Consider the following 14,389-nt stretch of genomic DNA (forward strand, 5'->3'; position numbering starts at 1 on the left):
GCCGCGCCCCGGAGAGCGCCCCGGTCACCGCCTCTGCTTGCGCGCGGCCACGGGCTTCGGCGCCTGGGCCGTGATCTCAAACGGGTATGTATAGGTCTTGCTCGCGCCCCCGGCCTGGAGCATCTGCCATTGGCGCACGGGCCCCTGGGTCTCGAAGTCGAGCCGGAAGGTCGCGTCGTCGAAGTCCGTGCGCTTCTCCAGGTTCGCGCGCACCGGCCTTCCCTGGGCGTCGGCGAACATCGCCGCGAAGCCGGGCAGGGCCGTGTTCTCGCTCAGGAGGCTGAGCTCCTCCTGGGCGATGGAGGAGACGTGGAAGCGCGCTTCCCCAATCGTGGCCCGCGAGTGCAGGCTCAGCGGCGTGAGCGGCGACACCGCGACGGTTTCGGGCAGGGAGAACGAGAGCTGGCCCTTGATGCGCGCGATGGGCACTTCTTCCAGGCGGTGGGGAAGGAAGTCGCTGTAGAGGACGCCCCGGAGGTCGTTGGCGGCGACGTTGGGGCTGCCCAGTGACACGGTCTTGCTCCAGGTGCGCTGATCCCCGAACCGGGAGCCCCAGACGTATTCCTTCGCGCCGGACTCTGACTCCTGGGTCTCCTGCATGTTCTCGGGGCGCAGGCGCGTGCCGTCCACGAAGTCCACCTCCAGGATCTCCAGTTGGAGGGTCGTGTCCATCTGCACGAAGTGCCGCCGCACGTCCTCCGTCCAGACGATCTCCAGGTTGTTCTCGAAGATGCCCTGGGTCTGCAGCAGGACCTTGAACGGGGAGGGCACGGCGCCCGGCGCTTCCGGGGAGGCGATCAGCCCGCCGCTGGCGTAGCGGGTGTAGTGCTCCTGCCTCTGGGCGATGGCCTCGGGGGCCTGGAGCGTCTTCTCGAAGACGGCCTGGCTGAGCGGCTCGAGCGTGGCGCCGGGCTCCTCGCCGCCTTCCTGCTCGTCCTCCTCCGATGCGGGGAAGGGTGGGGTGAGCTTGAAGGGCAGGACGTGCGGCGTGGTCGCGTCCACCAGGACGAACTCGAGCTGGTCGGGCTTGCCACGGGCGAGGATGGAGGTGTCATTGGATTGGACCCGGCCAATGAACGGCAGCGTCATGCTGGCGGAGAAGCCCGAGCGCGACTCCGTTTCAAGGTGCTTCCCGGCCGCGTTCAGGACGCGCACGGCCAGCACCGAGGGCGGGGTGCCCTCCGAGCCCAGCTGGAACGTCAGCCCGTCGCCGCTGACGCGGGTGGCTTCCACGGAGAGCTTGCCCTCGGGGAAGACGAGCTCCGCCCTGCCATAGGGGGGACGGAAGGCCAGCGTGGCCTTCTTCACCCGCGTGGGGACCTGCACGGTGACCGAGCCTTCGATGGACGACAGCTTCTGCGTGTCCACGCCGGGCTTGAGCGCGAAGCCGACGCGGGCCTTGGCGACGTCCATGTCGTTGGAGCTTTCGCTGGAGAAGTCCTCCTCGGACGTCATCCCGTCCGCTTCGTCCGCCAGCGGGCCACAGGTGGGCCGGCCGAGCTCCGGCTGTTGGATGCGGACCTCCATCCACTCGCGCTTCGCGAGGACGGGGGTGTAGTGCGGCGGCAGGCAGACGGAGGAGGTCAGGCTGACGAAGTCGACCCCCGGCTGGTTCTCCCGGCTGCTCAGGGAGGCGAACGCGAGGCGGAGCTTCTTCGTGTCATCCAGGGCGAACCCGTTCCTGGGGCTGCAGTCCTCACCCGAGAGGGTGAAGAAGGATGCGGGCGTCAGGGCTTCGTCGTAGGGGTGGAGGTCCTTGGGGTCCAGCAGCGCTTCCTCGACGTCGTCGAGTTCCTTGAGGGCCTCCGCCGTGAGCGCTTCGTTCTGGAAGGGGGAGAAGCTGCGGGTCAGCACGTCCGTGTGCTTCTGGAGGGCGTTCACGTCGACGGTGAGGCGGAAGGCGTCCTTCGAGGGCGTGACCTTGACGGACGTCTCCGCCACGGACTTCAGCGGCGAGTCCGCGGCCGTGGCCTTCTCCCAGAGCTTCTGGAGTTGATCCGGGTGCTCGCCGAAGACGTCGAGCTCCGCCCAGATGCCTCCGTCCGTGTCCGTGCGCAGGGTGAGCGTGAGCCTCTTGGCGTTGTCTGTGATCTCCTCCCGCGCCAGGGCCATCTGCACGAGCGGCGGGGCCAGGGACTCAAGGAAGGGGAGCAGGTTGATGGCGCCCTGGGCGATCAACAGCGGCGCCATCTTCTGACCGGGCTCCTGGGCGAGCCGGGCCGCGAGGTCCGTCGCGAGCGCGGTGGGGACGAAGGCGAGGAGCTTGTCGCCCTTGAGCAGCCGGAACGGGCCTTCGCGGTCGCAGGTCTCGGCGTCGATGAGGACGTAGTCCTCGCCGCTGGTAACTTCGACCAGGTGGGCCTTCTTGAGCGCGTCGAGGGCCTCCTCCGCCGAGCCGTGGGAGGCGAACATGCGGAAGGGGGCGGGGCCCTCGGCGGTCTTCACGAAGCCCGAGGCGAACGACGAGAACGTTTCGAGGAGGAGCTCCCGGTGCCGGTGCGGCAGGTTGCCGACCTTGAGCAGGTACTTCTCCGCCGGCTCGATGCGGTCCTTCCAGGACGCCACCGAGCGCACCGACTTCAGCAGCCGCAGGTTGACCACGACCGACGCGACCGTCTCATCGTTCGAGGCGACGGAGAGCAGCCGGTGGTCCGCGTTGGAGGGCGAGGCGTTGCGGTAGAGCAACGCGCCGGCCACGCCAAGTCCGACGAGGACGACGGCCAGGACGAGAATGACTTTCTTCATGAGCGATTGGAGCAGGTGCGAAGAGTGGGAGCGACGGTCCGCCAAACCCTCCAGTTCCTAGCACACCTGCCACACGCTCCCCCCCTGACCGGGCGGAGCTTCAACGTCGTGGAACGCGTGGGGTAGGACGGGCGCACCCGTCCTCGCGCAATCACAGGCGCCGCGTACCGGGATGCCTATCCCGCGTTCGGTGCGTCCGTCGCGGAGGCTGGCGCGGGCGCTCCCGTTGGAGCGGGAGCCGTTGCGCTAGAAGCCTCCAGCGAGGGCGCTCCCGTCGGAGCGGGAACCGTTGCGCTCGGAGCCTCCAGCGCGGGCGCTCTCGTCGGAGCGGGAGCCGTTGCGCTCGGAGCCTCCGGCGCGGGCGTCACGGGCTTGGGCGCAGGCGTCCCGGCCGCCGGTGCATCCGGAGCTGGCGCGGGCGTGGGCGTCACGGGCTTGGGCGCAGGCGTCCCGGCCGCCGGTGCATCCGGAGCTGGCGCGGGCGTGGGCGTCACGGGCGCCGTCGCCGGACGCGGTGTCGCCTCGGCGGGCACGTTGGCGGGGGGCGCGGTCGCAGGTCGCACCGGCGCCACTCCTCCCGCCGTGGCGCCGACGTCCGGCGGCGCCGCCCGGATGGGACGAGGGCGAGGCGGAGGCGGGGCAGGGGGCGGCGCAGGGGCGCGGGTCCCCGAGGGCGCGGACAGCACGTCCGTCGTTCCAGCGCGCGGCGTGGTGAGGTTGTCCAGCGGCTCCAGCGGCGCATTCCCGAACGGATTGTCGCCCTCGGCGCGCGGTGCCTCCGCCGTGCCCGCGTCGGCGGCCGCGTCCCCCATCCCCTTGTGGGACGTCAACGCGAGCCGGGCCACGTCCATCGCGCGGTCGGGATCATCCCCCAGCAAGGTGACGACGACGACGCACGGCGTGTCGTCATCCCACGCCACCACCTGCGTCATGCCCTGCACGGGGCTGCGCCGGGCGGCGGCCCGCCCCAGCGCGGAGACCTCCTCGCCGCCCGCGTTCAACGTGGGCGCGAGCAACGCGCGCACGTCCGCGCCCGCGTACCCCGGCTGGCAGTCGTAGGTCACGGACAGGGACACGTCGGGCGCGGCGGCCGAGCGCAACGTGCAGAGCGGGCCACACGAGGGACAGGCCCGCTCCTCCTTCATCGTGAACCCGTTGAGCGTGAGGTCGCGCAGGTCCTCCGGCAGGAGCACGTCGCACGAGGGAATCGCCAGCGGGGAGGGCCTTCCCGGAAGCCCGATGGCGCCCGCGTCCGCCGCCCCCGTGTTCGCGCCGGGCCTGCTGCACGCGCCCAGGGCGAGCGCCACCAGCCATGCCCCCCGTCCGACCCTCATCCCGTCTGCTCTCCTCACCGACGCATCTCGCGCGAGCGCGGATGGTAGACCGGGCCCAGCCCCCGTCATCAGCATTGTGCCAGGGCTGCCACTTTCCGGATGCGGCCGGAGGGTGGGACGCAGGACGGGCAGGCCGGCCTCGTTCACGGCTGGAGCGTGGGCTAGGCTGCCTGCCTTCTTTCCACCATGCGCGTCCCCGGTCTCCTCACCCTGTCGGCCCTGGTCCTGTCCTGGGGAAGCCCTGCCCGGGCCCAGGCCCCCGAAGCTCCCCCTCCGGCCCGCGACGTGGCGCCCGACGAGTCCTGGAGCGAACCGGGAGGCCCTGCCCCCTCCGAGGCCCCACCCCGGAGAGAACCGGACGCGTCCCCCAGCCCCCAGACGTCTCCCTCCGGAGACGAAGGCTGGGAGGCGTTTCCCGGTGCCCCGGATCCCATCCCCGCGCCGCAAGCTCCCCCCCGGTACACGCCGCCGCCACTCCCCGCGGAGCGCCCCTCCCCGCCCCCCAAGCCTCCCCAGGCGCCCAACCGGTACGGGCTCTACGGGGGACGGTCGTTGGGGGCGGGGCGCCTGGGGGTGGGCATGGAGGTGGGCTTCCCCTTCGTGTCCGCGCGGGGCGTGTACGGCGTGCTGCCGCGCCTGGACCTGGGGCTGGGCGTGGACAGCGTCTACGGCCTGATGACGGAGGCGCGCGCGAGCGCGCGCTTCACGCTCCTGGACAGCCCGAACGTCAGCCTGGCGGCGGTGGTGGACGGCGGGCGCGCGTTCTTCCTGCGCCCTCCGGACACGGAGCAGAAGGGGGCGCGCTACCTGAGCGGCCGGCGTGACTGGAACGTGGCCCCGGGCGTCGTGGCCTCCTTCCAGGGAGACGCGCCGCGCGCGGTGCGGCCGTACATGGACCTCCGGTGCCTGCTGGCCTTCGACCTGGACCCCATCCAGTCCGACCCCCTGGGCGGCGTGCCGCCCGCGTGGAAGGTGGACGCGTCCATCCTCCTGCGCCTGGGCCTGGAGTTTCCGGTCGGTGAAAAGACGTCCTACGCTGTCTCCGTGGGAGGCGACTTCCGCAGCCGCTCCACGGACGCGGAGTTCATGCCCACGCTGTCCATGGGCGTGGTGTCCACGTTGTTCTAGAAGCCCCCTTCCTACTCCCCCCGAGGTCATCCATGCGCGGCAGTGTCATCGGTGCAGGCTCGTTCGGTACGGCGCTCGCGAACGTGCTCGCCGTGAATTGCGAGGAGGTCCGCCTGTGGGGCCGCGAGCCCGGCGCGGTGGAAGCCATCAACACCCGCCACGAGAACGTCACCTACCTCAAGGGCATCCCCCTGTCCGAGCGCGTGCGCGCCACCACGGACCTGGAGGAGGCGCTGGCGGGCTCGGAGATGGTGGTGCTCGCCACGCCCAGCCACGCCACGCGGGAGGTGCTCGCGCGCGCGAAGACGTTCCTGCCCAGGGGCGTGCCCCTGGTGACGGTGTCCAAGGGCATCGAGAACGAAACGCTCCTCACCATGACGGAGCTGTTGGAGGACTGTCTGCCGGAGGAGTTCCACCCGTACGTCGCGGTGCTCTCCGGCCCCAGCTTCGCCAAGGAGCTGGCGCGGCGCATGCCCACGGTGGTGACCATCGCGTCGCACTGGGACAAGGTGGCCCAGCGCTGTCAGAAGGCGCTTCAGACGGACACCTTCCGCTCGTACACCTCCACGGACGTGGTGGGCGTGCAGTACGGCGGCGCGCTCAAGAACGTCATCGCCATCGCCGCGGGCATGGCGGACGGCCTGGGCATGGGCCACAACGCGCGCGCGGCCATCATCACGCGCGGCCTGGCGGAGATCACCCGGCTCGCCGTGCGCAAGGGCGCCAACCCGCTCACGCTCTCCGGCCTGTCCGGCATGGGGGACCTGGTGCTCACGTGCACGGGCGAGCTCAGCCGCAACCGCCACGTGGGCATGGAGCTGGGCAAGGGCCGCAAGCTGCCGGACATCCTCGCGGACATGAAGGAGGTCGCCGAGGGCGTGAAGACGGCGAAGAGCGCGCGCGACCTGTCGCTCAAGACGGGCGTGGAGCTGCCCATCTGCCAGCAGGTCTACGAGATTGCCTACGAGGGCAAGAACGCGAAGACCGCGGTGGTGGACCTGATGACGCGCCAGCCGAAGTCGGAGCTGTCCGGCGGCTAGCGCGCGGTGGGGTGGGCTCCGGGGAAGGCCGGAGCCCGGGGGGCGCGGCTCAGTAGCGGCGGGGTTTGACTTCCGGGCCCGCGCCGCGCACGCGCCACACGGTGAGCCGCTCGGAGTTGGTGTGGCTCTGCACCAGCCCCTCCGTCTGCATCTCCTCCAGCAGGCGGTTCGTCTTGAGGCGGTCCAGCCCGATGGTCTTGCCCAGCAGGTCACCGGGCATGCCGCTGAGCTGCCGCCGCAGCTCGTTGATGATGGCGCGCTTGAACTCGTTCTTCTGCACGCCGTCCAGGTCCTGCGTCCGCCACGCGGAGAGGATGCCCCAGGCGATGAGCGCCAGCGTCACCACGGCGATGGCCGGGTAGAGGATGTGGCTGTTCTTCTCGAGCACCTCGATGTAGCCGGTCGAGATGGACGAGACGGGCTTGTCGTAGGCCGGCTCGGAGTCTTGTCCGGGCAGGCCTTCGATTTGAGCCGTCAACAGGGGGATGAGCAGTTTCAGCACGGGAGCCAAGGCCCCTCGACTCTAGAGGGGAGGCCCCCGTGCCGGCAACCCGCTCCTACACCCCGGGCGCCTGGACGACGCCCATGGACTCGGACGCCCCCTCGGCGAACAGGGTGGTGTCCGCCTTGGCGAGCAGCGTCGCCAGGCCCTCGCGCTTCGCCGCGCTGATGGCCACGCCGCCCTGGGAGCGCAGCAGCGTCTCCACCTCCTCCGGCGCCAGCAGGTCCGCCTTGTTCCACACCATCAGGCGAGGCTTCTCCATCAGGCCCAGCGAGTTGAGGATGGTCTCCACCGCCTCCACCTGCTCATCCCGGGCGGGGTCGTTCGCGTCCACGACGTGCAGCAGGAGGCTTGCGTCGTACAGCTCCTCCAGCGTGGCGCGGAAGGCGGCGACCAGGTCCTTGGGCAGGTCCCGGATGAAGCCCACCGTGTCGGTGATGATGACCTCGCGGTCGCGGGGGAAGTTCAGCCGGCGGCTCGTGGGGTCCAACGTGGCGAACAGCTTGTCCTCCGCCAGCACCTTCGCGTTGGTGATGGCGTTGAGCAGCGTGGACTTGCCCGCGTTGGTGTAGCCCACGATGGAGATGACGGGCACCTCGCGCCGGTTGCGCTGGGCGCGCCGGACGCTGCGCTCGCGGCTGATGAGGTCGATGCGCTTCTCCAGATTCGTGATGCGCTCGCGCACGCGGCGACGGTCGATCTCCAGCTTCGTCTCGCCGGGGCCGCGTCCGCCCACGCCACCACCCATGAGCCGGCTGAGCGAGTCGTCGCCCTGCACCAGCCGGGGCAGCCGGTACTTCTGCTGCGCCAGCTCCACCTGGAGCTTGCCCTCCGCCGTCTGCGCGCGCTGGGCGAAGATGTCCAGGATGAGCTGCGTGCGGTCCAGCACCTTGAGGCTGGTCGCGTCACCGATGTGGCGCCCCTGCGACGGGGTGAGGTCCTTGTCGAAGATGAGCAGGTCCACCATGGACTGCATGGAGCGCAGGTTCAGGTCGTCCAGCTTGCCCCGGCCAATCAGGTAGCGCGGATCCGCTTCCCGCCGCACCTGGAGCACGCTGTCCATCACCTCCACGCCCGCGGTGCGCGCCAGCTCCTTCAGCTCCTCCAGCGAGGACTCCGCCCGCGCGCGGTTGCCGTCCAGGCACACCGCCACGAGGATGGCGCGCTCGCGGCCGGACACCGTGCGCGCGGCCGCCTTGCGGTTGAACTCCTCCTCCAGCGCGTCCAGCGTCGCCAGCAGGTCCGGCTGCTCGACGTGCACGCTGGGCAGCGTGGCCACCTGCCAGAACTCGCCGGTGCCGTTCTCCGGCACCAGGTGGGCGTAGTGCAGCACCCCGGGCAGGCCTTCCTGGCCCACGCCCACGGCGGCCACGCAGTCCAGGCGCAGCAGCGCCAGGTCCGTGAGGTCGTCCTTCGTCAGGGGTTCGCTCTTCAGGTGCGTGTGGACCAGCCGCAGGCCACGAAGGCGGATCTGACCGGCGCGCGCACGGCCGATGTCCGGCAGCTCCAGCTTGTGCGCGTTGCCCACCACGACGTGTTCGATGTCGCCCTTGCGGTTGATGAGGACGCCCACCTGCCGGTTGAGCTCGTGCGACAGCTCGGTGAGGTGGCGGGCAAGCTCCGCGGAGACGATTTCGCGCGGATCCACCCGGCGGCGGAAGGTGTTGCGCAGCCGCTGCTGCTCGCTCGACTTCAGACCCAGGGTATTGCCGAAGATTTCCTTCAAACCATTTCTCCTGGCACGGCCATCGACGGGCCCGCGCCATGTTCAAGGCTTTGGATGGACAGCGGGCCTTCGGGTTTCATGACAAAGCCACCACCATTCGGACCGCGACGGACATGGGAGAACAATCGGGCCGCGCGCGTCCCTCCCGTTTCCAGCCTACGCTGCACCGGGTGACCGATTCCGCACGCAACGCCCTGCGCGGGGCCCGCCGCGTGGTGGTGAAGATTGGGACCAACGCGCTGACCAGCGCCACCGGCCGCTTCAACCGCGCCCACTTCCAGGCCCTGGGAGAGGACCTGCTGTGGGCCGCCCGGGGGCGGGAGCTGGTGGTGGTGTCCAGCGGCGCCATCGCGCTGGGCATGGAGCGGCTGGGGCTGCCCGCGCGGCCCCGGGACATCCCGGGCAAGCAGGCGTGCGCGGCGGTGGGGCAGAGCCGCCTGATGCAGGCCTACGAGGAGGCCTTCGGCCACGCGGCCCGCGCCGTGGCGCAGGTGCTGCTCACCCATGAGGACGTGCAGGAGCGGCGGCGCTACCTCAACGTCAAGCACACCCTGGACCGGCTGCTGGCCGCGGGCGTGGTGCCCGTCATCAACGAGAACGACACCGTGTCGGTGGACGAGCTCAAGTTCGGCGACAACGACACCCTGGCGAGCCTGGTGGCCGGCGTGGTGGAGGCCGACGCGCTGGTGCTCCTGTCCGACGTGGAGGGCCTGTACACCGCCGACCCCCGCCGCGACCCCGAGGCGCGGCTGATGTCCACCGTGCCGGGCGTCACGCCGGAGGTCCTGGCGCTCGCCGGGGACGCCACCAGCGCCGTGGGCACCGGAGGCATGGCGTCCAAGGTCCGCGCCGCCTCGCGCGCCGCGGAGCTGGGCATCCCGTGCGTCATCACCTCCGGCGCGGTGCCCGGCCGGCTGCGCGGCGTGCTGGAGGGCGAGCCCGTGGGCACGCTCTTCGAGCCCGCGGGCAGCCGCCGCAGCGCGCGCACCGCGTGGATCGCCCACGCCCTCAGGCCCCGGGGCCGGCTGGTGGTGGACGCGGGGGCCCGGGAAGCCATCGTCACCGGCAAGCGCAGCCTGCTGCCCAGCGGCGTGAAGGGCGTGGAGGGGGAGTTCAGCCGGGGCGACCCCGTGGACCTGGCGGATGCGACCGGGACGGTGTTCGCCCGGGGGCTCTCCACCTACGACGCCAGCGACCTGCGGCGCATCGCCGGACGGCGCAGCGCGGACATCGAAGGGGTGCTGGGCTACCGCTACCTGGACGAAGCGGTGCACCGCGACGATCTGGCGGTGCTGTAGCGGGAGGCGCAACGGCCGCGGGCCCCGGGCCGCCTAGATGGAGGAGGAGACCGACTGCACCGTGCCGGGCGCCTCTTCCGTGAGCCGCATCAGCGCGCGGAACTCCGGCGAGTCCACCTTCATCAGGAGCAGCGACACCTCCAGCTCCCCCGGCACCCGGCCGAGCTGGAACTTGCGCTCCTGGCCGTGCAGCAGGGCGAGCCGCGAGTGGCCTTCGGCTTCGGGCAGCGACAGGTCCAGCTCCAACTGGAACGCGTTCCCTTCACCCCGCGGCGTGAGCACCAGGCGGTAGTCCGGGGCCAGGGCGCCCGGACGGCGGCGCTCGGCGCGCAGCGTGCGGCCGGACTGGCCCAGCAGCTTGGGCTGGGCGATGAGCCGGCCGTCGCGGCGGACCTCCAGCGCGAAGTAGAGCGGTTCGGAGCGCGCGTGCGCCGGGGGCGCGGCGAAGAGGGCCAGCAGCACCAGCGCCAGCCCGGGAAGCCATGTCTTCAGCAGGGAGGTGCGGTCCATGGGTGAGCCCCTCGTCTAAAGCATCCGTCCGCCGCGTCGGCCCCACGGCAGCCAACGGACCCGCGAAGGTCCGCCGTCGCTTCGCACTCATTTCGACAATTCCCAAGGAATAACCCAGACGCGCCCCGAGTGCGAGCCCCACGCCCCTGGTTGTCTGCTGCCTTGCGGACGAATCAGGGAGGCCATGCCGATACCTGCTTGCCTGTTCAGGTGGGGGAGGCTATCCCTTCCGGACGGGCGCGGCCTTCCGCGCTGTTCATGGAGCTGTCCCTTCCCTGGCTCCATGTCCCCCCAAAACCTCCCGGAAGTACCCGGTCTGCTTGATCTCCCGGGTCCTGTCCGCCATCGTCACCGATCTTCTGAATGGACCGCACGGAACGCATCCTTGATCTCGTGGCACTGCTGCTCGACGCGCGGGAACCCATCTCGTGGGCGGAGCTGCGCGAGCACTTCCCCGCCGACTACGGCGGTTCGGATGACGCCGCGGAGCGCAAGTTCGAGCGCGACAAGGCGGAGCTCGTCGAGCTGGGCTTCCCCCTGAGCTACGTGCAGGGGGACGACGAGCGGCGCGACGGCTACCTCGTCGACCGGAACGTCTACTACCTGCCGGAGGCGGACCTCACGAAGGAGGAGCTGGCCGTGCTCTACGCCGCCGGCTCCGCCGCGCTGGCGTCCGGGGCCTTCCCGGGCCGGGACGACCTGGCGCACGCGCTGCGCAAGATCGGCTTCTTCGCCGGCGAATCCCTGCCCACCCCGCGCGTGCGCATGGAGCTGGGCACCGGCCAGGAGGGCCAGGAGAAGGAGGTCTCCGCCCGGCTGGAGACGCTCTGGGAGGCGTGCTCCGCGCACAAGTGGGTGCAGCTGACCTACGGCAGCCCCAAGCAGGTGGGGGTGACGGAGCGGCGCGTGGACCCGTATGGGCTCGCGCTCCGGCGCGGCGTGTGGACGCTGGTGGGCTACTGCCACCTGCGCCAGGGCCTGCGCACCTTCCACGTCCACCGCATCCGCGAGCTGAAGGCGAACACCGCCCGGCCGCGCACCCCGGACTTCGAGGTTCCGGCTGACTTCTCGCTGGACGCGCACGTGGCCTACTTCCCGTGGCAGTACCGCTTCCATGAGCCCATGGAGGTGACGCTGCTGCTGACGGGGCCGCTGGCCTCGCGCGCGGGCTCGCTGTTCCCCGGCGCGGCGCTGGAGCCGGTGGGGGAGGGCGTGACGCGCGCCCGCTTCCCGGTGACGTTCGTGGACGGGCTGGCGCGGTTCGTCCTGTCGCTCGGCGCGGACTGCCGCGTGGAGGGACCTCCGGAGGCGCGCGAGCGGCTGGAGCGGATGGCGGCGCGCATCCTGGAGAAGCACGCGATGGTGGATGGCCCCCGGGTGAGCGCATGAGCAACGTCCACGAGCGGCTGCGCCGCCTGCTGTTCCTCGTCCCCTACGTCTCCAAGCACCCGGGCGTCACGGTGGAGGCCCTGGCCAAGGCGCTCACCATCAGCCGCGAGGACCTGCTGGAGGAGCTGGACCTGCTCACGTGCGTGGGCCGGCCGCCCTTCAACCCGGACGACTACATCGACATCTACGTGGACAACGACCGCGTCTACGTGGACCTGGATCAGCGCCTGTACGCGCCGCCCCGGCTGACGGCGGGCGAGGCCGCGGCCCTGGCCGCCGCGGCGGAGCTGCTGCGCCCGGCCACCGGGGACGCGCTCCAGAGCGCCCTGACGAAGCTGGAGAACATCATCCCGCCCGCCGCGCGCGAGCGCTTCCGGGACATGTACCGGAAGATCGACGCCACGGGCGAGGCGCCCCTGGCGCTGGGGCCGCTCACCCGGGCCATCCTGGAGCGGCTGGAGGTGACGTTCGCCTACGCCAGCCCCGGCCGCCCGTCCGAGCCGCGCCGGGTGCGCCCCTACGAGCTGCTCAGCAACCGGGGTCAGTGGTACCTCCAGGGCTTCTGCCACACCCGCCAGGACGCCCGCCTGTTCCGGCTGGACCGGATGGAGGACCTGGGCGTCACCACCACCGGCTTCCAGCCCCCGGCGGATGCCCGCGCGGACGTGCCCAACCCGGCGCGCGGCGCGAGCGAGGCCTCCGTGCGGGTGCGCTTCTCGCCCACGGCCGCACCCTACGTGAAGGAGCGCTTCGGGCAGGACGCCCGCCCGCTCGCTGACGGAGGGGTGGAGGTGCGCGTGGCCGGAGACAGTGAGCGCTGGCTCACCCAGTGGGTGCTATCCTTCGGCGGCGAGGCGGAGGTGCTGGAGCCGGCGAGCGCTCGCGCCGCCGTTGCCCGAGCCGTGCATGCCTCGATAGGCTCCTAGGACGACATGGCTTTCCAACTGACGATCTCCGAGGGAAAAGACGCTGGCAAGGAGTTCGTCTTCGACCAGGACTCCGTGCTCATCGGTCGCACCTCCGAGTGTGACGTGGTGCTGTACGACCCCGGTGTGTCCCGCCGCCACTGCCGCATCGTGAAGATGGGCGAGGGCTACGGGGTGGAGGACCAGAAGAGCGCCAACGGCACGCTCATCAACGGCGCGGCGGTGCAGAAGCACGAGCTCGTCGACGGGGATGCCATCACGCTGGGGCCGGTGACGTTCCTGTTCGCCATCGCGCAGGACGAGGCGCAAACGGGCGAGGACGACGCGCCCCAGGAAGACGGCGCCAACAGCACCCGCATCGTGTCCATGGACTCGCTGCGCAAGCAGCGCAACAAGAAGGCCGCCGCGGCGCTGGCTCCGGAAGGCGCCGACGAGGAGGAGCTCCAGGGCATCCGCGCGGAGTCCACCCGCATGAACATGCGGGCGATCCGCCGGCCCACCACGAACCCCCAGCGCGCCGCCCTGCCGCCCCCCGACGAGGACGCGCCCCAGGCGCTGGCGCCGCGTCCGTCCGGGGCGTCCTCCCCCGCGCGCCGCACGGGCGCCCAGTCCTCCCGGTCGGTGGCCCGCGCGTCGTCTCCGCGCGCCGGCACCGGGGGCGGCCTGTCCGCCGCGGAGCGCGCCCGCATCCGCCGTGAGACGCCGGGCATCGCGGCCAACCTGCGCCTGTTCTGGGCGGAGGCCAACGCCAAGGTCCGCGGGGTCGTCATGGCCGGCGGCGCCGTGGTGGTGCTGGGCCTCTTCGGCCTGCTGTACTGGCTGGTGCTGGGCGGCGGTGAAGAGGTGCAGCGCGGCGAGGAGCCGGTGCGCCTGAGCAACCAGCCCATCAACGATTCGTTCGGCCTGGGGCCCGGCGTCACCTGGAACCGGCCGGACATGAAGGTCTTCGAGTGGGAGTTCGTCGCCGCCACGCGCGCGGTGGTCATCCTCCACTACCAGGCGCAGGGCATCTCCAAGGACGAGATCGTGGTGAGCGTCAACGGCGTGGACGTGGGCAAGGTGCCCCCGGACACGCTGGCCAGCCAGGAGCGCTCGCTGGAGCTGATGATCCCGCCCCAGCACCTGCGCAAGGGCGAGCCCAACCGCATCATCTTCGACAACACCCGCAACCCGCCCGGCGAGGACCCCTGGCGCATCTGGAACGTCTGGGTGGAGCGCGCCCTGCTGCCGGAGCAGCTCTCCACGGTGCAGCTGGTGCAGATGGCCAGCGAGTCCTACAAGAAGGGCCGCAAGAAGTTCGAGACGCCGGACATCGGCGCGGGCAACCGCTACGAGGCGTGGAAGTCCTTCCGCGAGGCGTGGCTGATGCTGGAGGCCCACCCGGACCCCAAGCCGGACCTCTACTTCGAGGCCCAGGAGCGCATGAAGGCCGCCCAGCAGGAGCTGGACCGGACCTGCTCCAAGCTGCTGCTGGAGGTGGAGGGCTACTACAACCAGAGCCAGTACAAGCAGGCCGCCGCCACCCTGAACCACATGCGCGAGTACTTCCCCGAGTACGACCAGCCGTGCGCCACGCGCGCGGAGAACAAGCGCACCGAGTACGGCCTGTAGTCCGCCGGGTCCGGTAGCCAACGGTGCAACCCCGCCTGGGAGGCGGGCAGGGCCCGTCCGGGTTGCCGGCCCCCCCTTCCGTTCCCACCCTGAAAAGGGTGATGCGTGAGCTTCGGGGGGAGGAGGGCGGAGGGGAAGGGCAGGCTCCCATGGGGGCCCGGCCGGTGAGGGCCGAGCGCC

11 protein-coding genes are annotated in these 14,389 nt (G+C 71.2%); 6 read left to right on the plus strand and 5 right to left on the minus strand.

Annotation, left to right across the window (positions count from 1 at the left end; translation table 11 throughout):
- Positions 1–24: 24 nt before the first annotated feature.
- Both OV207_RS29175 and OV207_RS29180 read right to left on the minus strand, forming a co-directional pair.
- On the minus strand, positions 25–2,745 hold the full coding sequence (locus tag OV207_RS29175; RefSeq protein ID WP_267558339.1) for a hypothetical protein: 2,721 nt from the start codon (positions 2,743–2,745) through the stop codon (positions 25–27).
- Positions 2,746–2,921: 176 nt separating this feature from the next.
- The gene (locus OV207_RS29180) at positions 2,922–4,079 is read right to left on the minus strand and encodes a hypothetical protein (RefSeq protein WP_267558341.1); all 1,158 of its coding nucleotides are present in this window, start codon (positions 4,077–4,079) and stop codon (positions 2,922–2,924) included.
- Positions 4,080–4,658: 579 nt separating this feature from the next.
- Between OV207_RS29180 and OV207_RS29185 the strand changes: the two genes are divergently transcribed.
- Positions 4,659–5,207, plus strand: coding sequence for a hypothetical protein (locus OV207_RS29185; protein ID WP_227026920.1), 549 nt, complete (start codon positions 4,659–4,661; stop codon positions 5,205–5,207).
- 32 nt (positions 5,208–5,239) lie between these two features.
- Positions 5,240–6,247 carry an NAD(P)H-dependent glycerol-3-phosphate dehydrogenase gene (locus OV207_RS29190; RefSeq protein ID WP_267558342.1) on the plus strand — a complete coding sequence of 336 codons (1,008 nt, stop codon included), beginning with the start codon at positions 5,240–5,242 and terminating at the stop codon, positions 6,245–6,247.
- A gap of 49 nt (positions 6,248–6,296) precedes the next feature.
- On the opposite strand, the gene OV207_RS29195 is transcribed toward OV207_RS29190, so the two are convergent.
- Both OV207_RS29195 and hflX read right to left on the minus strand, forming a co-directional pair.
- Positions 6,297–6,758, minus strand: coding sequence for a hypothetical protein (locus OV207_RS29195; protein WP_420715273.1), 462 nt, complete (start codon positions 6,756–6,758; stop codon positions 6,297–6,299).
- Between the two features lie 46 nt (positions 6,759–6,804).
- Positions 6,805–8,475: a GTPase HflX gene (gene hflX / locus OV207_RS29200; RefSeq protein WP_267558343.1), complete on the minus strand. Its 1,671-nt coding sequence runs from the start codon at positions 8,473–8,475 to the stop codon at positions 6,805–6,807.
- A 194-nt stretch (positions 8,476–8,669) separates the two neighbouring features.
- On the opposite strand from hflX, the gene proB reads away from it, so the two are divergent.
- Entirely contained in the window at positions 8,670–9,773 is a 1,104-nt protein-coding gene (gene proB, locus OV207_RS29205) for a glutamate 5-kinase (RefSeq protein WP_267558353.1), read from the plus strand.
- Positions 9,774–9,806: 33 nt separating this feature from the next.
- On the opposite strand, the gene OV207_RS29210 is transcribed toward proB, so the two are convergent.
- On the minus strand, positions 9,807–10,283 hold the full coding sequence (locus OV207_RS29210) for a hypothetical protein (protein WP_267558344.1): 477 nt from the start codon (positions 10,281–10,283) through the stop codon (positions 9,807–9,809).
- Between the two features lie 363 nt (positions 10,284–10,646).
- Here OV207_RS29210 and OV207_RS29215 point away from each other — a divergent pair, with 363 nt between their 5' ends.
- From OV207_RS29215 to OV207_RS29225, 3 genes are read left to right on the plus strand one after another with little or no spacing between them, the layout of a single operon-like run.
- Positions 10,647–11,672 (plus strand): helix-turn-helix transcriptional regulator, encoded by a 1,026-nt coding sequence (locus OV207_RS29215; RefSeq protein WP_267558346.1) that lies wholly within the window; start codon positions 10,647–10,649, stop codon positions 11,670–11,672.
- A complete protein-coding gene (locus OV207_RS29220) occupies positions 11,669–12,598 on the plus strand; it encodes a helix-turn-helix transcriptional regulator (RefSeq protein WP_267558347.1) in 930 nt (309 codons plus the stop codon). The genes OV207_RS29215 and OV207_RS29220 overlap by 4 nt, the downstream gene beginning before the upstream one ends.
- A gap of 6 nt (positions 12,599–12,604) precedes the next feature.
- Complete coding sequence (locus tag OV207_RS29225) at positions 12,605–14,209, plus strand: FHA domain-containing protein (protein ID WP_267558349.1); 1,605 nt, start codon at positions 12,605–12,607, stop codon at positions 14,207–14,209.
- The last annotated feature ends 180 nt before the right edge of the window (positions 14,210–14,389 follow it).

The organism is Corallococcus sp. BB11-1, from assembly GCF_026626625.1.
Lineage (GTDB): Bacteria > Myxococcota > Myxococcia > Myxococcales > Myxococcaceae > Corallococcus > Corallococcus soli.